Annotated in this window: 15 protein-coding genes and 2 pseudogenes; 14 read left to right on the forward strand and 3 right to left on the reverse strand. The window is 42.4% G+C overall.

Going from position 1 to position 20,636, the window contains the following annotated elements; genetic code table 11:
• Positions 1–79: 79 nt before the first annotated feature.
• Positions 80–1,612, reverse strand: a complete 1,533-nt coding sequence (locus O3620_RS06750) for an ATP-binding cassette domain-containing protein (protein ID WP_002912680.1) — start codon at positions 1,610–1,612, stop codon at positions 80–82.
• 622 nt (positions 1,613–2,234) lie between these two features.
• On the opposite strand from O3620_RS06750, the gene O3620_RS06755 reads away from it, so the two are divergent.
• The 5 genes and pseudogenes from O3620_RS06755 (at position 2,235) to O3620_RS06775 (ending at position 9,086) form a co-directional block, all read left to right on the forward strand.
• Complete coding sequence (locus O3620_RS06755) at positions 2,235–2,426, forward strand: hypothetical protein (RefSeq protein ID WP_002912675.1); 192 nt, start codon at positions 2,235–2,237, stop codon at positions 2,424–2,426.
• A 113-nt stretch (positions 2,427–2,539) separates the two neighbouring features.
• A complete protein-coding gene (locus O3620_RS06760) occupies positions 2,540–4,324 on the forward strand; it encodes a serine hydrolase (RefSeq protein WP_002912674.1) in 1,785 nt (594 codons plus the stop codon).
• Between the two features lie 220 nt (positions 4,325–4,544).
• A complete protein-coding gene (locus O3620_RS06765; protein WP_032912883.1) occupies positions 4,545–5,357 on the forward strand; it encodes a CPBP family intramembrane glutamic endopeptidase in 813 nt (270 codons plus the stop codon).
• A gap of 102 nt (positions 5,358–5,459) precedes the next feature.
• On the forward strand, positions 5,460–7,241 hold the full coding sequence (locus O3620_RS06770) for a serine hydrolase (protein ID WP_002912672.1): 1,782 nt from the start codon (positions 5,460–5,462) through the stop codon (positions 7,239–7,241).
• Positions 7,242–7,307: 66 nt separating this feature from the next.
• A pseudogene (locus tag O3620_RS06775) lies at positions 7,308–9,086 on the forward strand (serine hydrolase domain-containing protein).
• 57 nt (positions 9,087–9,143) lie between these two features.
• Here O3620_RS06775 and O3620_RS06780 read toward each other — a convergent pair.
• Entirely contained in the window at positions 9,144–9,884 is a 741-nt protein-coding gene (locus tag O3620_RS06780) for an amino acid ABC transporter ATP-binding protein (protein ID WP_002895249.1), read from the reverse strand.
• Complete coding sequence (locus O3620_RS06785) at positions 9,884–12,052, reverse strand: ABC transporter substrate-binding protein/permease (protein ID WP_032913409.1); 2,169 nt, start codon at positions 12,050–12,052, stop codon at positions 9,884–9,886. Before O3620_RS06785 ends, O3620_RS06780 begins: the two co-directional genes overlap by 1 nt.
• Positions 12,053–12,247: 195 nt before the next feature.
• Between O3620_RS06785 and O3620_RS06790 the strand changes: the two genes are divergently transcribed.
• The 9 genes and pseudogenes from O3620_RS06790 to O3620_RS06830 all read left to right on the forward strand — a co-directional run bounded on the left by O3620_RS06790 (position 12,248) and on the right by O3620_RS06830 (position 20,609).
• Entirely contained in the window at positions 12,248–13,183 is a 936-nt protein-coding gene (locus O3620_RS06790) for a CPBP family intramembrane glutamic endopeptidase (protein ID WP_002912668.1), read from the forward strand.
• A gap of 76 nt (positions 13,184–13,259) precedes the next feature.
• Positions 13,260–14,207: a CPBP family intramembrane glutamic endopeptidase gene (locus tag O3620_RS06795; protein ID WP_002912667.1), complete on the forward strand. Its 948-nt coding sequence runs from the start codon at positions 13,260–13,262 to the stop codon at positions 14,205–14,207.
• A 161-nt stretch (positions 14,208–14,368) separates the two neighbouring features.
• Positions 14,369–16,357 (forward strand): excinuclease ABC subunit UvrB, encoded by a 1,989-nt coding sequence (gene uvrB / locus O3620_RS06800; RefSeq protein ID WP_002912666.1) that lies wholly within the window; start codon positions 14,369–14,371, stop codon positions 16,355–16,357.
• 19 nt (positions 16,358–16,376) lie between these two features.
• Positions 16,377–18,242 (forward strand): DUF2971 domain-containing protein, encoded by a 1,866-nt coding sequence (locus tag O3620_RS06805; RefSeq protein ID WP_371601565.1) that lies wholly within the window; start codon positions 16,377–16,379, stop codon positions 18,240–18,242.
• A 42-nt stretch (positions 18,243–18,284) separates the two neighbouring features.
• Positions 18,285–18,830 (forward strand): DUF1697 domain-containing protein, encoded by a 546-nt coding sequence (locus O3620_RS06810; protein WP_002904673.1) that lies wholly within the window; start codon positions 18,285–18,287, stop codon positions 18,828–18,830.
• Positions 18,820–19,356: pseudogene (locus O3620_RS06815) on the forward strand (hypothetical protein). The gene O3620_RS06810 and the pseudogene O3620_RS06815 overlap by 11 nt, the downstream one beginning before the upstream one ends.
• A complete protein-coding gene (locus O3620_RS06820) occupies positions 19,334–19,777 on the forward strand; it encodes a hypothetical protein (protein WP_032913408.1) in 444 nt (147 codons plus the stop codon). The pseudogene O3620_RS06815 and the gene O3620_RS06820 overlap by 23 nt, the downstream one beginning before the upstream one ends.
• A gap of 23 nt (positions 19,778–19,800) precedes the next feature.
• On the forward strand, positions 19,801–20,268 hold the full coding sequence (locus O3620_RS06825) for an 8-oxo-dGTP diphosphatase (protein WP_002912661.1): 468 nt from the start codon (positions 19,801–19,803) through the stop codon (positions 20,266–20,268).
• 44 nt (positions 20,269–20,312) lie between these two features.
• Positions 20,313–20,609 carry a hypothetical protein gene (locus O3620_RS06830; RefSeq protein WP_002912660.1) on the forward strand — a complete coding sequence of 99 codons (297 nt, stop codon included), beginning with the start codon at positions 20,313–20,315 and terminating at the stop codon, positions 20,607–20,609.
• Positions 20,610–20,636 lie beyond the last annotated feature (27 nt).

Genomic DNA, 20,636 nt, shown 5'->3' on the forward strand with positions numbered 1-20,636 from the left:
GAACTTTCTATGAAACTATCTTCATTATAAAGGAAGTGACCATAAGTAGTCAATAAAGATAGTGAAGAAAATTTTGGAATTACTTTTCAAGTTCAACTTTCTCCAACCCTGTCTCCGTAAGTCGATAAATCTTCTGGCAGACTTTTTTGAGAAAGATACGGTCGTGGGAGACAGCTATGATGGCGCCCGGATAGGTCGCCAAAAGCTGGCGAATCTGAGGCTGGGAGGTGGGAGAGAAGTTGCGGGTTGGCTCGTCCAGGAGGAGGACATTGGGACGGTCTAGGACTAGTTTGAGCAGGAGGAGCTTGGCTTTTTGACCGCCGGAAAGCTGCCCAATCGGGTGGCGGGCCTCGTCGCGAGTGAACTGGAGACTGGCTAGATGCGTCAGGATTTTCTCCTCCTGGGACTTGTCGCCAGAGGGAGCCAGAAAGTCCAAAGGACTGCTCTCATCAGCCAGCAAGTCGCCATAATGCTGGGGCATGTAGCCTACTCGCATATCTGTTCGCTCACGCAGTCTCTTCCATATTTCCTTAAGCAAAGTGGATTTGCCTGCACCATTAGCACCAATTAGTCCGATTTTTTCCTGGCCACAGACCTCCAGAGTCAGATTTTCCGCCAGTTGTCGTTCGTCTGTTTTCAGCTTCATTCCTTCTAATTTCAGGATTCTTTTGGTCAATGGCAGAGCTTCTATATCTGAGAAGTGAAGGCTGATGGCATCTTCCTGTGTCGGGATTTCGGTCATTTCAACAGCTGCCTTTTCAAATCGTTTGCCCTGCGAGAGGACGTTTTTCATCTTCTTAGCCACCAGTCGACCTGCAGTAGCGTCATGGGTGTTTCGTAAAGTATGCTCCACACTCTGCTTAACCCGTCGGTGTTTTTCCATGGTCTTGGCGTGTTCTTCTCGCTCTTTTCGTGCTAGTTGCCCCTGTTTTTCAAAAGCCTCCTGACGTTGATGGCGATAATTTTCATAGTCCAGACTCTTGACACTGGTTCTAGCCTCCTGCTTCTTTTTGATTCGCTCCAGATGAACAATCTTGGTCGCAGCTTGAGCGAGAAAGTGCTCGTCGTGAGAGACGAAAAGGACCGTTCTCTGGCTGTGGCTGATAAAGTTTTCCAGCCATGTCAGAGTTTCGAGATCAAGGTCATTAGAGGGCTCATCAAGAAAGAGAATGTCCCAATCGCTGGCTAGTTTCTTGATAAGCTGAACTTTAAGCTTTTCTCCTCCAGATAGGCTAGAGAGCTGCTGCTGACTGGCAAAACGCTGGCTGTCAAAGTTGAGCTCTCCAGCATAGCGGTAGAGCTTGGCATAGTCCAGCTCTGTCTCAAAATCAGCAAAGAAATAGTCATTGAGCGTCAGTTGGGCATCCTCTGAAGGTAGCTGCTGGGGTAAGTAGACAGCAGCAGTATAGGACTTATCAATCTGTCCGCTGTAGCTGACATAGGAGCTGACCAGTCGCTCGTCTAGCAGGAGCTTGAGCAGGGTGGACTTGCCATTGCCCTCCTCACCGATAATAGCGACCTTGTCTCCTTGATTGACAGTCAGTGACAAATCTTTGACTAACTCCTTCAGGTCTTTTAGATGGGTAATGGTTAGATTTCTTATTTGAAGCATAGATGTCTCCTTCGTTTTATAACACAAAATACAGCCCTGCTTTATTTAGCAGAGCTGTTTTTAATTGCACAAAGCAGACACAGGAGTGTCCCAGTAGGATAATTCATCTATAGGGTTCCAGCTTGTATTGTCAAAGAAGTGACAGGATTGATCTAAAGATAAGCAAATAGAAGCTAGAAAGCACAAAAAAATGAACATCCCGCGGATATGCAGAAACATGACAAAATCTACTAAATAAAGTTTCCTTTAAAAAATAGACTTAATTTTTCATGTCTCCGTGTACCTCCGAAATAGTTCTGTCTTAAGTCTAGCAAAAGATAGCAGATTCGTCAAGCGCTTTCAAATAAATAAAAATTTTTAAAAGATTTTGGAGCCAATTTTTATAAACTCTCTAAGAATATTGATTTCAAGGCTTTTAAGCTGATTTTGATATATAATTTTTTAATTATATAAAAATTTGACATATACCAAGAAATTATATATAATCATCTTGTATATAAAAATAATATATATAAAATGATTATACAAATAGGCCTAAAATTTGTAAAAGATAAGAAGAGCTGGAATGGGATAGGATAGATTCCAGTCGTCATTTTAAATTGTATCTAAGGAGTAAGAAACCATGCCAAAAACTTTATTTCTCTGGCTTTTGACAGTCCTAAGCTTAGGACTAGTAAAAACGCCTCAAGCTAAGACGATGGAGCAATCTTTGAAGTCTAACACGGCGGTCATTGAGATTAGCCAAAAAATTCAGGACTATGTCAAGAAAGATGAAGCGACAAGGGTGGCTGTAGAAACTGTGACCTTTGATTAGATGATGCAAATCATTGATTAAGAAAGGAGAAAGCTATGTTAAGAATTTTTATCCGAATGGTATACAGAAGTATCGCCTATGCGATTGTTGAAGCTAAATAGAAAGGAAATATCATGAAGAAATCATTTATTCTAACGCTTTTAACGATTATAACTCTAGGGCTCTTCCAGCCGGTTATTGCCTTGGCTGAGGAGCAGAAGCTCCCTTCTGGCACGGAGCGCAGCCAAATCGGTCAGAAAATCGAAAGTTTTGTCAAGGAACATGAAAAAACAACAGCTGGTTTAGCGACGACGGTCTTTGATAAGGACGGGACTATTTACCAAGGTAGTTTTGGCTATATGAACAAGGAAAAAGGCATTAAAGCCGACGACAACAGCGTCTTTGAATGGGGGTCAGTCGGGAAACTAGCTATCTGGGTCTCCGTCATGCAGCTCTGGGAAGAGGGCAAGATTGACCTTAACGAAGACATTCGCACCTATCTGCCAGAGGGATTTATGAAGACTTTGCGCTACGACAAGCCCGTCACTATGACAGACCTCATGAACCATCAGGCCGGCTTTGGCGAGTCTACCCATGCCTACAAGGAAGATAAGGGCTTGTCTATTGAGGAGATTCTGGCAGTTAATCAGCCAGAACAGTCTTACGAACCAGGCACCATGACAGCCTACTCGAACTTTTCAGCTAGTCTGGCAGCCTATATCGTTGAGAGAATCTCCGGTCAGGACTTCTCGGCCTATGTCCATGAGCATATCTTTCAACCACTAGGGATGAAAGACACTGCTCTATCAGCCGACTTTAAGGAAAATCCAAAGATTTACCAGAAGCGGATGGAGCAGATCTCTTATCGGGCGGACGGTCAGACATCTATGGGCACTAGCTATTTCCATCTTGGGCTTTACCCAGCGGGGAATGCCGTTTCCACTTTGGCTGACTTCCAGAAGTTTGCCCAAGCGCTTTTGAAGAAAGAAAAACTTTTCAAGCATGCTGAGACTTGGACAACCCTTTACACAGCAACCTCGAATTATCCAGGAACGGACATGCCGCTCAATATGCACGGTTTTTGGACACGGGAGTACGGTACGACGCTTGTTGGCCATGGCGGAAACTCGATTGGCTATTCATCTTATATTCTGCTGGACTTGAAGAATGGTATAGGTATGTCCGTTATGACGAATCAAGATCATGAGTTGGTTTATAACTATGAAATGCCAGCCTTGATTTTTGGACCTAAGAAAAAGACGGACTCAGCCACCTTTGACAAATTCAAGTCTGGCAATTACCGATCTGCTCGCTCCTTTGCCAGTGGTCCTATGTCTATCTCCAGAATCTTACTTTACACTCAGTTTGTGAAGAAATCCAAGGATAATCCGCTTTTGACCCAGAATTTTTCAGTAGTCAGCGGTAGTGGAGACGAGACTAAGGTAACAGCTTCCTATGGTGACAACTTCAGAGTCAAGGATAGTGAGTTCTTTACAGACTGGGCACTGCTTATTTCAGCGGCAGTCGGAATTGTTTTCAGTATCATTCTCTTTTTGGCACGGGGCGGACTGGATCTCTTCCGCTTGGTCTTCAAAAAAGGACAATCTAAAACACCAAAACCTCTTCGTATCTGGACTTACCTAACTTCCTTGGCTGGAGTAGGTGTGGCTGTAAATTTTCTCCTCCTCTTTAATACATTTGCTACCAGCGATCTGACCTTTTTAGCTAGCTGGCGCTACATTGTTTTTGCCGGTCTGGGATTGCTTCTGGCTGGCTGTGCAGTCTTCCCACTTCTGACCAAGGCAAGAAAAGGGCTGAGTAAGAGCCGACTCTACCTGACTGTCTTGACTAGTCTGTCAGCTCTAGCTATCGTTGTCAATATTCTCTATTGGTCATTTTATCAGTGGTGGGCATTGTGATTATTTTCCCGCTTTCTTTTGGGGAATGGACAATTTCATGAGAGAAACCGTTTGATTAATTCTTTTTACAATTTTAAGGTTAGTGATTTTTCAACAGGAGCCTAAGTACAATAGCTGTCTTTTATGCAGAGCGCGGCTAAATGAGGCAAAAAAATCAAGGACTTTATCAGACTACAAAAAGCAAGCAGATAAAATCAAACCATTTAAAGGAGAAAATCAGATGACCAATGAAACAAGAAGCAAACCACAACCAAAACTAGTCTGGCCTTTCCTAGCTTGGAACTTCGGCTGGACTTGGGGATTTATGTTGCTAGCTATCATTCTCAAAAATCTCTGGCCGGAAAATCCACCTATACTCTATCTGACTCTGGAAGGCCTCCTAACGAGCCTCAGTATGTTCGGACCGGTGATAGCAAGCCTAATAGTGCTGAAAATAAAAGGCTTCAAAGCCATCTGTTCCTTTATCTTCTCAAGCAAGAAAGGGACTTGGCTCTATCTCCTACTCTTCAGTGGAAGTCTGGCAGTGACTTTTGCATTAGCTTCCGGAGGCAAGCTGGTAGACGGAGCTCTGCTTTCATTTATTGGATCCTTTATCTACCTTATGACCTTGGCTGGTGGAATGGAAGAGCCTGGCTGGCGAGGCTTTCTGCAGCCGGCTTTGGAAAAGAAGTTCTCTATGCTTATCGCCTCCTTGATAACTGGACTAGCTTGGGCTTGCTGGCATATTCCTCTCTGGTTTTATGACCGCTTTTATGATCGAAGTCAGAATCCCTTTCTAGTCTATATCATTGTAACTATAGTCCAGTCCATCTGGTTCGCTGCACTGCATAAGAAGACGAAATCTGTCCTTGCCTGCATGATTTTCCATGCCCTACTAGATATTCTGATAGAAACGTTTGTCGGCATCAACCTAGCTGATAAGTTTGATTTCTCTCAGGTTAACTCCCTCATTTACCTTGGCGGCATGGGCATTCTGACCCTTTACAGTATTTATCTCTGGTATCGGGCGGATAAGGAAGAGAAAAACGCATGATTAAAAAATAAGAATAGCCTGATTCTAAAATTGAAAGGAGACTGCACCAATTATCTGAACTTAGCTTATGTGAATCTTTGAGTTGAACAGAAAGGAAATGCTATGAAAAAATCTATTCTAATCATTCTTTTAACCATTTTGACGCTAGGAATCTTCCGACCGAGCGCTGTTTTAGCTGACTCGCAGAAGCTCCCTTCTGGCACGGAGCGCAGCCAAATCGGTCAAAAAATCGAAAGTTTTGTCAAGGAACATGAAAAGACAACGGCCGGTATGGCAACAGCTGTCTTTGATAAAAACGGAACAATCTACAAGGGAAATTTTGGCTATGTGGATAAGGAAAACAAAGTCAAAGTTGACGATGACAGTGTTTTTGAATGGGCTTCAATCACTAAACTGACGGTCTGGGTCTCTGTCATGCAGCTCTGGGAAGAGGGCAAAATCGACCTGGAAGCAGACATCAAAACTTATCTGCCAGAAGGCTTTCTCCGCAATCTTCGCTATGATAAGCCTATCACCATGCTGGATCTGATGAATCACCAAGCGGGTTTTGATGAAATGCCACTCTACAAAAAGGGAGACAAGAGCGACTTGGAAGAGCAGTTCCGCGATTACCAGCCTATTCAGTCTTTTGAGCCAGGTACGACAACATCATACTCTAACTACAGCACGGCTTTGGCATCTTATATCGTGGAACGGATTTCTGGGCAGAAGTATGCAGACTATGTCCATGAGCATGTTTTTGAGCCGCTGGGCATGGATCGAACAGCTATCTTGCCTGACTTATCGGACAATGCCTATGTACAGGAAAAGCGCAAGGAAGATAAGGGCTATGATGACCAAGGTAAGCTCTTGGGTGATACACCATTTAAGCTCTGGATGTACCCAGTCGGAGGGGCTGTGGGAACTCTAGGAGACCTGCAAAAATTCGCCCAAGCCTTGCTGGAACGTAAGACGCTCTTTCATCGTCCAGAAACTTGGACCGAGCTTTACTCAACAACCTCTACCCACCCTGGTACGGATATTGTTCGTAATGCTCATGGCTTTTGGGCCAGTCACTACGGTGTTACCTTGCTGGGACACAGTGGTAATGCTGATGGCTTTTCTAGCTATCTTTACTTGGATCTGAAAAATGGCATAGGTCAAGTCATCTTAACAAATCAACTGTATGAACAAGTTTACAATGTTCAAATGCCGGAGCTGATATTTGGCAAGATGCAGACTGTCAGCGAAGCTACTAAAAAGCAATTCAAGCCTGGCTCTTACCACTATCTGAGAAGCTATAATAGGGGGCCACTGTCCTTCATGCTCATGATGCCCGGGGCCATCCAAAAGATTAACAAAGTCTCAGATCAGCCCGATCTGCTGAGCACTTTCTGGACTATTGACCGAAGCCAAGGTGCTGACCGCCTCGAATTCGGTGTCCTTAATGCAGAAAGGATTTCCGATTCAGTTCTCTTTAGGCATTATCTAGTCGTGTTTCTCGGAGGTCTGGCACTCGTGTTTGCTCTGGGAAATGTCTTGATTAGTTTTCTGATTGGCAGTTTCCGTCTCATCCTGCGTAAAGCAAAAAGTTCGGCTCCTCGCTCTTGGAAGGTTTGGAATTACCTGACTTCTCTAGGGATGCTGCTGTTTGCTGGTAATCTCATTCTGCTTTTACTGGCTGCCATGAATCAGGATTACTCAATTGTTCAATCTTGGCGTTATATGATCTTTGCAGGACTGGGACTGTTCTTAGCAGGATGTGCAGTTTATCCGCTCTTTAGCAAGACTCGAAAGGATCTCGGAAAAGGTCGCCTCTTCCTGACAGTTCTGACTAGTCTATCTGCACTCGCTATCGTAGCCAATATTCTCTACTGGTCGCTTTACCAGTGGTGGGTGATGTGATATAAGTTGCTTTCCTTCCTTTGGGAAGGCGGGCTTTGTCTGTGTAATTTTGCAAAGGAGTATCTCATGAAAAAAACATTTATTTTCACACTTCTAGCTATTTTAACATTGGGGCTTTTTCGTCCAGCCACTGCGCTAGCTGAAGAGCAGAAGTTGCCGTCTGGTACAGACCGAGACAAAATTGGTCAGAAGATCCAAGACTATGTCAAAGAGCACGAAAAGACAACAGCCGGCATGGCAACAGCTGTCTTTGACAAAGACGGCACTATCTATCAAGGAAACTTTGGCTATATGGATAAGGAAAAGGGAATCAAAGCCGATGATGACAGCGTTTTTGAATGGGGTTCCGTGACTAAGCTGACCGTCTGGATCTCTGTTATGCAGCTCTGGGAGCAAGGGAAGATTAACCTAGAAGAAGATATTCGCACCTATCTGCCAAAAGGCTTTCTTAGAAATCTCCGCTATGACAAGCCCATCACCATGCTAGACCTGATGAACCATCAGGCGGGGTTTGACGAAGCTCCTCTCTATATGCAAAGGGGCAAGAGTTTAGAGGATTTACTGCTCCAATATCAGCCGGCTCAGTCCTTTGAGCCGGGAACAACGACAGCTTATTCCAACTACAGTACGGGGTTAGCAGCCTATATTGTGGAACGAATTTTTGGGCAAACCTTTGTTGATTATGTTCATGAGCATATCTTCCAGCCTCTGGGCATGGAGAGAACGGCCATAGCTCAAGACTTGTCTGACAATGCTTATGTCCAAGCAAAGCGCAAGGAAGTAAAAGGATATGCGGCAGATGGCAGTCTGTTAGGCGATGCACTTTATGAAGTCGGACTGTATCCTGTTGGTCGGGCAACAGGAACATCGAGTGATTTTCAAAAATTTGCTCAGGCTCTGCTGAGTCGCAAAACTCTCTTTACTCGGTCAGAGACTTGGTACAAACTATACACCGGCACTTCCTATTATCCTGGTACAGACATCGTTCGTAATGCTCATGGCTTCTAGGCCAGTGAATTTGGCGTTACAGTGCTAGGGCACGGAGGGAATACAAATGGTTTTTCCAGCTATCTCCTGCTGGATCTGAAGGATGGTATCGGTCAGGTGATCATGACCAATCAAGGCGTGGAAGAAATTTATAATGATGGCATGCCAGAATTGATTTTCGGAAAACGTCCGACAGCCAGTGCAGAGACTCAGAAAAAGTTCGAACCAGGCTATTATCAAATCCTTCGGAATTTTAATCAAGGTCCGCTTTCTTTGTATCAGCTCTTTCCAGGTAATTTGCTTCATATGAAGAAGCCGTCTTCGGAGCGAATGGATCGTTCGTTTTGGACTATTTATAAAAGTGGAAATGGCAAAACGCGAATCGCTACTATGGTCAGTGATTTTGAGAGAGTTCCTGACTGGGAAATCTGGACTAAGTTTGGGTTGATTGCTTTGGCTGCTCTTAGTCTTGTTTATGCTTTGGTCAATCTACTTGTGCGGCTTGCGCTGGTCCTTTATCGACTGGCCTTTGGCAAGGTGAAAAGCAAGCAAAATCGAGCTTGGAAATGGTGGCACATTTTAACAACTGCAGGAGTAGTGACCGTAGCTTGCAATTTACTGTTGCTCCTGCTTAGCTCCAACGCTACGGATCTCAGTATCATCTCTCAGTGGCGTTATATGGTCTTTGCAGGACTGGGCCTATTCTTAGCAGGATGTGCGGTTTATCCGCTCTTTAGCAAGGCTCAAAAGGGTCTCAGAAAAGGCCGCCTCTTCTTGACGGTTCTGACTAGTCTTTCCGCCCTCGCCATAGTAGCTAATATTCTTTACTGGTCACTTTACCAATGGTGGGTGATCTAGTTTAAAAATTTTGAAACAAGAAAAGAGCCGGCATATAAGCTGGCTCTTCGTTTGGTTTTATACATTCAGCACCTTGTCCAAGAAGTCTTTAAGACGTGGATGTTGTGGATTGTCAAAGATTTGGTCAGGCTTGCCGTCTTCTAGGAATTCACCATCAGCGGTAAAGATAACGCGGTTGGCTACCTGACGGGCAAAGCCCATTTCATGAGTCACAATCAGCATGGTCATACCTTGCTGGGCCAGATCCTTCATAACGTTGAGAACATCGCCGACCATTTCAGGGTCAAGGGCAGAAGTAGGCTCGTCAAAGAGCATGATGTCTGGATTCATAGCCAGACCGCGAGCAATAGCTACCCGTTGCTTTTGCCCGCCAGACAGACTGTCTGGACTAGCATCAGCTTTATCAGCCAAGCCGACCTTTTCCAAAAGCTCCATACCCAGCTTGTTTGCTTCGTCTTGGGTCAAGCGCTTGTGCTCAACAGGAGCAAAGGTAATATTTTCCAGAACGGTCATGTGCGGGAAGAGGTTGAAGTGCTGGAAGACCATACCGATATTTTCACGGACCAGATCCACATCAGTCTTCTTGTCCGTCAAATCAAAGCCGTCAACCGTGATAGTCCCGCTGGTCACTTCCTCAAGTAGGTTGAGACTGCGCAGGAAGGTTGACTTACCAGATCCAGAAGGACCGATGATGCAGACCACATCTCCCTCGTAGAATTTAGCAGTAATCCCCTTTAGGACTTCGTTTTCCCCGTAGTATTTATGAAGATCGTTCACATCGATTTTTAATTTTGCCATTACTTAATCCTCTTTTCTAAGCGTTTTGCCAAGCGGGTCAAGAGCGTGATAATGATGAGATAGAGCACGGCTAGGATAGCATACATCCGGAAACTCTGATAGTTGCGGGCGATGATGTCCTTACCCGTTTTGAAGAGCTCGGCCAGTCCAATAGCTGAGACAATCGTTGTATCCTTGAGTGCTATGACAAACTGATTGACAAAGTTTGGCAGCATAATCTTGGTTGCCTGTGGCAGGATAATCTTGCGCATGGTCTTGGAGTAGGAAATGCCTAAGCTGCGGCTGGCTTCCATCTGTCCAACTGGAACGGCTTGAATACCCCCGCGGACAATTTCAGCGATATAGGCGCCAGCATTGAGAGAGAGGGCGATGGTTCCTGCGACGAAAGCATTGATTGGGCTTTGTTGACCGGTCATGGATTCGATTAAGTTAGGAATCCCCCAGAAGATAAAGGCTGCCACAATCATCAGTGGAATACCACGAATGACATCAACAAAGATTTCTGCAATCCAGCGCAGCGGTTTATAAGGGCTGACGCTGAACATACCAAAGATAATCCCGATGACCATAGCAATCGCAAATGAAATCAGAGCCAAAGCAATCGTCACTCCCAGACCTTTAAGAAGTTCTTGGTAGTTGTTTTGCAGCAAGCCCCAAATAGTGGACTCATCTACAGTGGATTCTTTTTCCTCGCTAGCCAGATACTTGTCTAAAATCTCTTGGTACTTGCCGCTTTCTTTGAGGTTGGCCAGTCCATTGTTAAACATCTCAATCAGCTCAGGATTGCTGCCTTTTTTGACTGCGAAAGCGACTTTGCCGCTTGGTGTACCTTCAATAGGTGTTTTAAGCTTCTTGCCTTGTTTGATAGCGTATTTGACAACGGGTTCATCATCCATCACAGCTGCGACGGAGCCAGTATTAAGGCTGTCATACATGGAAGCTGCATCTGAGAATGTTTTGATAGAGTAGCCGTACTTACTCTTGTTTTCCTCAAGGAAAGTCTGAGAAGCGGTACCAGTTTTGACACCGACTGTCTTGCCCTTGAGTTCCTCGTAGGACTTGATATTGCTGCTGTCCTTAACTGCCAAGATAGAGTTGGCTGTATAGTAAGGGTCAGAATAGTCAAAAGTTTTCTTACGAGCATCTGTGACAGACATGCCGGCGATAATTCCGTCAGCCTGACCGGTCTGAACGCTATTGATAGCTGCATCAAAGCCAGGGTTGGTTACTTCCACAGTAAAGCCTTGGTCCTTGGCAATAGCCTTAATCAGCTCCATGTCAATACCAGTATATTGGTTACTGTCATCTTGGAAGACAAAAGGAGCAAAAGATGAGTCGCTGGCAATGATGTATTTGTCTTTTGTCGGACTAGCTTTTTGACCGGCAGGAGTAGAAGTCTCTGGAACAGCTGAGTCAGAACTGCCTTTAGAAGCCGTCCATTTATTAATGATTTCATCCAGACTGCCGTCTTTCTTCATCTGCGCCAAAGCTTCGTTAAACTCAGTAACTAAGTGCTCATGTTTGCTGCCTTTTTTGACACCGAAAGCAAAGCTTCCGACAGCCTCACCCTTCATAGAAATTTTCAGGTTTTGGCCTTGATTGATGGCGTACTCAATGACAGGCTGATCGTCCATCACTGCATCAACATCACCAGCAGAAAGGCTATTATACATCAAGTCACCTGTGTCAAAGGTTTTGAGAGTGAAGCCGTACTTATCCTTGTTTTTCTCAAGGAAACGTTGGGCAGCCGTTCCAGTTTTGACACCGACTTTCTTTCCTTTCAGTTGTTCATATTTGCTGATGGTGTTTGCCTTGGTCGTCGCGATAACGACCTTAGTGTCGTAGTAAGTATCAGACATGGTAAAGACTTTTTCACGCTCGCTTGTCTTGGTCATACCAGCCATGATGGCATCCGCCTGGCCAGCTTGGACCGCATTGACGGCTGCATCGAAGCCTGGGAAGCTCATGTCAATGTCCCAACCCTTGATTTCTGCGACCTTGTTGATGATATCAACGTCAATCCCCTTGTAAGTCTGATCAGAATCTTTAAATTCAAATGGTGCGTAAGCAGTATCGGATACGATTTTGACCGTATCTGCCTGGGCTGTTGCCCCTAACGCAAAAAATGGAAATAATGTTAGCAAGACTGCTAAGAATTTTTTCTTCATTTTCTTCCTCCTTTTTAGCATTCTAGCATTATAGCAAAAAAACAATGATTAGGCAAATTTTCCCTGTTTTCATGTTAGGTTTTCTAACATATAAAACTCTCTGTTTTTGTAAGTTGAGCCGCAACTTTTCTTTGTTCTTAGAGCAAAGTCTGCTATACTGGAAATAAATGAAAGCAAGGATAGAATGAGGTTCTTATGAAAAAATCACGTATCTTGGACGGAGTCAATCAAGCTCGCTTTGTCCCTCCTTATATTTTGTCTCTTTTGCTGGCAGTTGTTTTCGTGCAAGGAGGAGAGCAGTTGGCCTATCTGGCTTTGGAGCCGATTTCTGCTGTCCTTAGTCTTATGCTAAGTTTCTTGGGGCAAGACGGATTCTTTGAAATCTTCTTCAATTTTGCCCTGCCTTTTCTCTTGTTTGGCTTTGTTTTTATGATACTGGCTCTCTTTCTCTGGGTGCGCTGGGCTGAAGGACGGCCGCTCGCGACTCTAGGCTTTGTCAAAAAAGGAAGCTTGGTGGAGCTAGTCAAAGGATTTGCAGTAGGTTTTCTTCTCTTTAGTTTAGTCGCTCTGCTTATGCTGTTGAGCGGAGCTGGCTCTTTCGAATGGGGACAGCTGACACTGGAACCTTTTCTCTATATCTTGATTTTGCTTCCGCTTTGGATGATTCAGGGTGGAGCAGAAGAGCTAGTGACACGGGCTTGGCTGCTGCCAGTTGCTGTCAAAAAGACCAACCTGCCCATCGGTTTGCTGACTTCAAGCCTGCTCTTTGCCCTCTTGCACCTAGGCAATCCAGATATTGGTATTCTTCCCATTCTTAACATTGCTTTATTTGGCCTCTTTGCAAGTCTCTATCTGCTCCGGATGGACAATGTCTGGGGGATTATAGGACTTCATGCTGCTTGGAACTTTAGCCAAGGCAATATCTACGGTTTCAGTGTTAGTGGTACTGGTGTGGACGCGGCAGTCCTGAACTTTATTCCAAAGACGGAATGGATCTGGCTGACTGGTGGAGCTTTCGGCGCTGAAGCTTCTATTTTCAGCTCGCTCATTCTCTTGATGGCTGTCCTCTATTTGCTTCTAAAGATGAAAAAAGACGGTAGTTTGACAGAGATAGTGGGAAAGACAGAATAACTGTTCGAACGGTTCTCTTTTGCTCACCCTAAAATAATATGCTACAATAAATTAAAATGAGGAAAGGAATAATTATATGTTTAAATCTCGTATGTTGGATGCTATCAAGCAATCGCATTATATTCCGCCGATTTGGTTGGCTATCTTGATTGCTATTGGTTTTGTTTATGGAGGAGGAATTTTAAGTTTTGTCGGAATGTTGCCAATCGGTATCATTGTCGGACTCTTGTTTGGCTTTGCAGATCCGACGATTAATCGGACAGAAGCAATGGCAGCCATTAGTCACTATACGGTCTTTTTTCAGCTAGCTGGTTTCTTTTTTATCGCTCTCACTGTCTTTCTATGGGTTCGATATCGTGAGAAGCGTCCTTTTTCTAGTCTGGGATTTTATAAACAGGACTGGTTCAAAAATCTCCTAAAAGGCTTCCTTATTGGAGCCGTTCAGTTTTCACTGGTTGTTGTCTTGCTCTTGGTAACGGGGACAGGCAGTCTGAAATTAGGTCAGCTTAACTTGCAGTCTTTGATTTTCGTCCTAGCAATCATTCCTTTCTGGATTCTCCAAGGCGGAACAGAAGAACTAGTGACGCGTGGTTGGCTTTTTCCAGCAGTTAGTGCTAAGTCAAATATCTTCATTGGTATCTTGATTTCCAGTGCTCTATTCGGGGCACTGCACCTCTTTAACCCTGGTGTGACCGTTCTTTCTATTGTCAATATCATACTAGACGGTATCTTTGCTTGTTTCCTTATGCTCAAGTATGACAATATGTGGGTACTGGCTGGTATGCACGGCGCTTGGAATTTTGTGCAAGGAAATATCTATGGCATTCAGGTCAGTGGCCAAGGAGCATCTACCTCTATCTTGAACTATAGCTCGCAATCTTCTGTCGATATACTGTCCGGTGGAGCCTTTGGAGCTGAAGGATCTATTTTTGCCAGTATCGTCCTGATTGGCTGCATTGCCTATCTTTACTGGTCATTAAAGAAAGAAAATCGCCTGCCTCAGGCGCTGATCTTTAAGAAATAACCATTTCGCCCAGTTTAGCTGGGCATTTTTTATGTCTTTTAACGAGATGCGTGACAAGGGATATAAGATGGTAGAAGTATGAGCTTCTTAGTTATACCCGAATCCAGAGAAAATAGGGCAAATATGGTAAAATGATAGAAGCACAATTTAAGGAATAAAAGATGATTAACAGAATAACAGATAATAAATTTGAATTGGTTTCCAAGTACGAGCCTTCAGGAGATCAACCCCAGGCTATTGAGCAGTTGGTGGACAATATTGAGGGGGGCGAGAAGGCTCAGATTCTCATGGGAGCGACGGGTACTGGTAAGACCTATACCATGAGTCAGGTTATCGCTCAGGTCAACAAGCCGACTCTGGTTATCGCCCATAATAAGACCCTGGCCGGCCAACTTTATGGTGAGTTTAAGGAGTTCTTCCCCAATAACGCGGTGGAATACTTCGTTTCCTACTATGATTACTACCAACCAGAGGCTTATGTGCCTTCCAGTGATACTTATATCGAAAAGGATAGCTCGGTCAATGACGAGATTGACAAGCTCCGTCACTCAGCGACATCAGCCCTCTTGGAGCGTAATGATGTGATTGTCGTGGCTTCGGTCTCGTGTATCTATGGTCTGGGATCGCCTAAGGAATACTCTGACAGCGTGATAAGCCTGCGTCCTGGACTAGAGATTTCCCGTGACAAGCTGCTCAATGATTTGGTAGATATCCAGTTTGAGCGCAATGACATTGACTTTCAGCGGGGGAAATTCCGGGTTCGTGGTGATGTGGTGGAGATTTTCCCAGCTTCTCGGGATGAGCATGCCTTTCGGGTGGAGTTTTTCGGAGATGAGATTGACCGGATTCGTGAGGTTGAAGCCTTGACAGGACGAGTCTTGGGTGAGGTGGACCATTTGGCCATCTTCCCAGCCACTCACTTCGTGACCAATGAAGACCACATGGAAGTAGCTATTGCTAAGATTCAGGCCGAGCTGGAGGAGCAGCTTGGTATCTTTGAGAAGGAAGGCAAGCTTCTGGAAGCTCAGCGCTTGAAGCAGCGCACAGAGTATGATATCGAAATGCTGCGCGAGATGGGCTATACGAATGGAGTTGAGAACTATTCTCGCCACATGGATGGTCGAAGTGAAGGAGAGCCGCCTTATACCCTTCTGGACTTTTTCCCTGATGATTTCTTGATTATGATTGATGAGAGTCACATGACCATGGGACAGATTCGCGGTATGTACAATGGCGACCGCTCTCGGAAGGAGATGCTGGTTAATTATGGTTTCCGCCTGCCATCTGCCTTGGACAACCGTCCGCTGCGCCGGGAGGAGTTTGAGAGCCATGTTCACCAGATTGTCTATGTATCGGCTACGCCGGGCGACTATGAAAATGAACAGACGGATACTGTTATTGAGCAGATTATCCGGCCGACAGGGCTTCTGGATCCAGAAGTGGAAGTCCGTCCAACCATGGGGCAAATTGATGATCTTTTGGGCGAAATCAATGCTCGTGTCGAAAAGAATGAGCGGACCTTTATCACAACCCTGACCAAGAAGATGGCGGAAGATTTGACAGACTACTTCAAGGAAATGGGTGTCAAGGTCAAGTACATGCACTCAGACATCAAGACTTTGGAACGGACCGAGATTATCCGAGACCTGCGCTTGGGTGTCTTTGACGTTCTGGTTGGGATTAACCTGCTGCGCGAGGGAATCGATGTTCCCGAGGTTAGTCTGGTGGCAATTCTTGATGCGGACAAGGAAGGTTTCCTCCGCAACGAACGCGGTCTTATCCAGACTATTGGCCGGGCAGCCCGCAACAGTGAGGGGCATGTGATTATGTATGCAGATACTATGACCCAGTCCATGCAGCGGGCTATTGATGAAACTGCCCGCCGTCGGGCAATCCAGATGGCATATAACGAAGAGCATGGCATTGTACCGCAGACCATTAAAAAAGAAATCCGCGACCTGATCAGTGTGACCAAGGCTGCCTTGCCAGACAAGGAAGAAACTGTCGAAATCGAAAGCCTCAACAAGCAAGAACGCAAGGACATGATTAAGAAACTGGAAGGACAGATGCAAGAAGCTGCTGGACTTCTGGACTTCGAACTGGCTGCACAGATTCGCGATATGATTCTGGAAATAAAGGCGATGGATTGAAATTTTAGAAGGAGATAAAATGAAAGAGTTAAATTATTTTTCAGGTGAATTTAATACAAATGAATTACGAAAATATTTTAATTCTTTAGATAATAAAGAACTGAAATATGAAATTGGAAACTTTGTATATCAATATTTACATTTATCTGAAGAAGAACAATTAAAATATGTTGACCATGTTTGTTATGTTTGTAGTAATTTTGAAGCGAAAATTGATAAAACGATAGAAAAAAAGATTTTAGAGACTCTAAATAAAATATTATCAAAAACTCCACAAACATATAGTTGGTATGAAATCTTTTACTATTTATCTATTCTTTATAATTATCTATATCTTACCAAAGAATACGAAGAATATTCTATATTTTTTGAAAACGAGAGTTGTTTTTTTAAAATTCTTGATCTAGTATTAAAAGATAATCTAGAGAAAAGTAAAATAATTTATTCTGATTTACTTTCAGTTTTTGTTAAACTATTCGAACAGAACAGTTTACCAGAAGAAAAAAGAATTTATTTTGAAAGTAAATTAGAACAGTTCATCAGCTTTATATTTGAAAATAATGATTTTGAAAATAATGATTTTGAACATATTATATTTTGGTATTTTGAATTAGAACAGTTTATTTCAATTTTTCAAAATGACCACTTAAAATTGATAAATGACCATTTTATGGAGAATCCTCAATCTGCAAATGTTGGTGAATATCTAGATTTTGTATCAAGGCATTTTGATGATATAATTGAAGAATCGATTGATGTTGTTCGAAAGATAGCAAAAGAAAACGATTCTGATATAATTCGAGATCAAGCAATTAAATTAGTTAAAATGTATGATGAGCGTAATAGTAGTGATGAAGGCGCTATTTTAAAAAAGGAGAGTGATTCTGGATTTATACTGTCTGAAAATTACAAGGAACTTTTGAATCAAGCAGAAGCTATTATTGATGATATTCGTTCTAATTTGACTATTGCTTCTAAAGATTTAAAAACAATCGGCTCTTTTGGACATTATACTAAGATTGATACTTTAACAAATTTTCTTATAAAAGCAGACTGGAAAAATGAAAATAATTCTGAAACTCATCATACATTTTTACGACTTACTAATCTAAAACAGTTAAACGATCCAATGGAAGGAAGGGCAATACACGATTATTTGGGTATTGATAATACATTTTTCCATAACTATCAAACTTCCAATGTGTTTATATCTTCCTTAACTGTAGTTTCTGATAGCCTACCTATGTGGAAAGAATACGCAGATTCATGTCAAGGAGCATTCCTTGAATATGACATGAGTTATCTTGAACATATTGTTGCTCATAAATCTATTGAATTTGTTAAAATTCATTACTTAGATTTGAATTCTGGCGCTAAAGATGAATCAGATGTTGGTAAAGCTCTAGATATTCTAAAACAAATTTTTGAAAAAATGCAAGAGTTTGAAGGTGAAACTCCACTAAGTGACTTGGCGGAAAAATTAAAAAAGATTTCTTATCTTTTTAAAGTAAAAGATTACGAATATGAGATGGAGTATCGTATTCTAATCAATCTAGATGATACTTCTGTAAAAACACTTATTGAAAATCATAATAAAAGTTTAGATAAAAATAAAGATTTATTAAATGATAAATCCTTGAAGAAAGAAGATATTGGGTTAGAAATTTTTGATAAAGTTAACTATAACGATTTTAGGAAGTATATAGTATTAAGCCCTAAAGATAATGGCAGATACGATCTATTTGTATACATTAATCTGGCTCCTTTGAAATACTCAAAAGTCATTCTAGGTCCAAAAGTTACAGATGCAGACTATATTGCTCCTTATCTCAAACTTGCCAATCCTGATATAGAGATAAAAAGTTCGAAAATTCCCTATAGTTAGAGAAAATAACCATTTTTTAAACATACAAGCAAGGAGCATCACATGCGTTATGTACTTTTACTCCGCGGCATCAATGTCGGCGGGAAAAACAAGGTCGTTATGGCTGATTTGAAGAAAGATTTAGCTGGGTTGGGTTTTGAAAATCCAGTTTCCTACATCAACAGCGGCAATCTTTTCTTTGATAGCGAGGAGCAGGAGGAGAGGATTCGGGAGATATTGTCGGCTTATTTCAGTCAGTCTTACGATTTCCCTCTGCCTTTCGTCCTTGTCAGCTCTACCATGCTTGAAAAAGAAAGAGCCAATCTGCCTACTTGGTGGCAGGATGAAACAGCCTTTCGGCGAGATGTTCTCTTTTATCTGCCGGAGACAGACAAGGAGAGCGTTCAAGAGCTGGCAGGCAGCTGGGCGAATGACAAGGAGCAACTGCATTTTGGGCAGACGGCTTTCTTTTATAGAAATGCTGACCAAGCGGATTATCTCAAGTCCAACTACCATAAGAAACTGCTAAAGTCCAGTTTTTACAAGCAACTGACTATCCGAAACGGCAAGACTTTCCAGAAGATTGTGGAGTTGGTAAATGAAAAGTAAAACCAAAAAGAAAAATAAAAACAAGAGAAAAGTAAAAGTTCAGGGGAATAAGTTTATCCTTTGGTTGGAAAAACATTGGATATTAGAAGCTCTTTTAGGTTATATATTCTTTATAATGGTTGCGATTGGAGTGGGATTTTTAACGTTTGAAAATAAGTCAATTCCGGGTCCGCTTCGAGAATTTAAATATGTTAGCCCTTTGTATATAAATTTGGTTGTCTTGATTGCTCTTCCATATTATTCCTGGTTTGGAAGTCTATGAGAAGAAGGCTTCAACACGTTGAAAGGTTTTTCAGAAGTTTTTCTTTATCTTAATGGTCTACTTTTTCTTTTACATTATTTTATAGGAATAGCATTAGAAGACGGAGAGGGATTTCTGCCACCATTGTGGAACTTGAATCCTCGCTATGTTTGGTTTCCAATTGCCACCTATCTAATCTTTTTCTTCATTCCAGCGTTAACGATGTTGATTTTAAAATATAATGAAAAAAAGAGGAAAAAACATGACCAAAGAAAATCTATCTAAGTTATTTTCATTTAAAACACTCTATCTGGCCTTGCTAACCTTTGTCATTCTTCATTTGATTTTGTTACCTTTTGGTCTATCCTTTACTCCAGTTTTGTGGAATAGTTGGTTTTTTATTCTTTGTTTGACCTTCTTTATCCATCCTTGGATAGTCTTTTTTAGGACAAGAGATTTTCACTGGTATGACCTTATTTTTCAATTATTCAGTGGATTGGTGGCGCTTTATCTTTGGTTTTCGGCATTCTTTGCTTTGTCAATCATCTCGGATTCAGTCATTCCCATCAATATAGACTATCATATACAAGATAAAGAAATTATCATTGTCAGAGGTTTTGTGGTCCATAGTACCTATGAACATCATGAATTGATCAATCCCTTTATCATGAAGTCAGAAGTGAAATATAACGAAGATATGTTTTAATAACTTAGAAAGCGAGTGAATCCATGTCACGTTCCCAAAAAACAATCCTAACAAACATCTGCCTTGTTGAAGATGTGTCGCGCGGTAAACTTCTAATGCAATATCGCTCTCCTGAGCGCTATCATTGGTCTGGTTATGCCTTCCCAGGTGGGCATATTGAGAAGGGAGAGTCTCTCCATGATGCGGTTGTCCGTGAGATTTTAGAGGAAACGGGTTTGACTATTAGTCATCCGAAATTGGTTGGGGTAAAGAACTGGCATACGGATGAAGGGGTTCGCTACATCGTCTTTTGTTACAAAGCGACTGAATTTTCTGGTCAGATTCACTCGAGTGAAGAGGGCGAGATTTCTTGGGTAGACAAGGATAGCCTGCCACAGCTGGACTTGGCCTACGATATGTTGGAACTCCTTCGTATGATGGAAGATGAGGAATTATCCGAATATTACTATCACGAGCGTATCGAAGGTGGTTGGCGCAAGAGTATGTACTAAAAAATGTTTCCTTTTGTATCTGAAGTGCAAAGATAGAAAGGTGGATGACTGTCATGATTTCATTATGGATTGCTATTGTTGCATTTTTTCTTTTGGGCTTAAACCATTTTTTTCCTTCTAGAAATGCTGGATTCGGTTTGAGATTTCCATTTGCTTTTCATACTTTAAAAGGATGGAAGCAGAGTCAATCTAGGTTTTATAGATCAGTGATTTTGCTTAATTTGCTCATTTTTCTTTATTCTTTGTACACAGATTTAAACGAGAATAGGGTCTTGGTCTTGTCAATTATTAGTATTGTATTTTCTGGAATATTAATTTTTTTAATTTCTTTTAAAGAATAGTTTGATTGTTTTATCAGTAATTTTTAT

It is taken from the genome of Streptococcus sp. 27098_8_134 (genome assembly GCF_041431675.1).
Lineage (GTDB): Bacteria > Bacillota > Bacilli > Lactobacillales > Streptococcaceae > Streptococcus > Streptococcus sanguinis_R.

Bases quoted from the DNA above. Each gene is read 5' to 3' on its own strand.
- O3620_RS06750 (WP_002912680.1), bottom strand. From the start codon at position 1,612: ATGCTTCAAATAAGAAATCTAACCATTACCCATCTAAAAGACCTGAAG.
- O3620_RS06755 (WP_002912675.1), top strand. From the start codon at position 2,235: ATGCCAAAAACTTTATTTCTCTGGCTTTTGACAGTCCTAAGCTTAGGA.
- O3620_RS06760 (WP_002912674.1), top strand. From the start codon at position 2,540: ATGAAGAAATCATTTATTCTAACGCTTTTAACGATTATAACTCTAGGG.
- O3620_RS06765 (WP_032912883.1), top strand. From the start codon at position 4,545: ATGACCAATGAAACAAGAAGCAAACCACAACCAAAACTAGTCTGGCCT.
- O3620_RS06770 (WP_002912672.1), top strand. From the start codon at position 5,460: ATGAAAAAATCTATTCTAATCATTCTTTTAACCATTTTGACGCTAGGA.
- O3620_RS06780 (WP_002895249.1), bottom strand. From the start codon at position 9,884: ATGGCAAAATTAAAAATCGATGTGAACGATCTTCATAAATACTACGGG.
- O3620_RS06785 (WP_032913409.1), bottom strand. From the start codon at position 12,052: ATGAAGAAAAAATTCTTAGCAGTCTTGCTAACATTATTTCCATTTTTT.
- O3620_RS06790 (WP_002912668.1), top strand. From the start codon at position 12,248: ATGAAAAAATCACGTATCTTGGACGGAGTCAATCAAGCTCGCTTTGTC.
- O3620_RS06795 (WP_002912667.1), top strand. From the start codon at position 13,260: ATGTTTAAATCTCGTATGTTGGATGCTATCAAGCAATCGCATTATATT.
- uvrB (WP_002912666.1), top strand. From the start codon at position 14,369: ATGATTAACAGAATAACAGATAATAAATTTGAATTGGTTTCCAAGTAC.
- O3620_RS06805 (WP_371601565.1), top strand. From the start codon at position 16,377: ATGAAAGAGTTAAATTATTTTTCAGGTGAATTTAATACAAATGAATTA.
- O3620_RS06810 (WP_002904673.1), top strand. From the start codon at position 18,285: ATGCGTTATGTACTTTTACTCCGCGGCATCAATGTCGGCGGGAAAAAC.
- O3620_RS06820 (WP_032913408.1), top strand. From the start codon at position 19,334: ATGACCAAAGAAAATCTATCTAAGTTATTTTCATTTAAAACACTCTAT.
- O3620_RS06825 (WP_002912661.1), top strand. From the start codon at position 19,801: ATGTCACGTTCCCAAAAAACAATCCTAACAAACATCTGCCTTGTTGAA.
- O3620_RS06830 (WP_002912660.1), top strand. From the start codon at position 20,313: ATGACTGTCATGATTTCATTATGGATTGCTATTGTTGCATTTTTTCTT.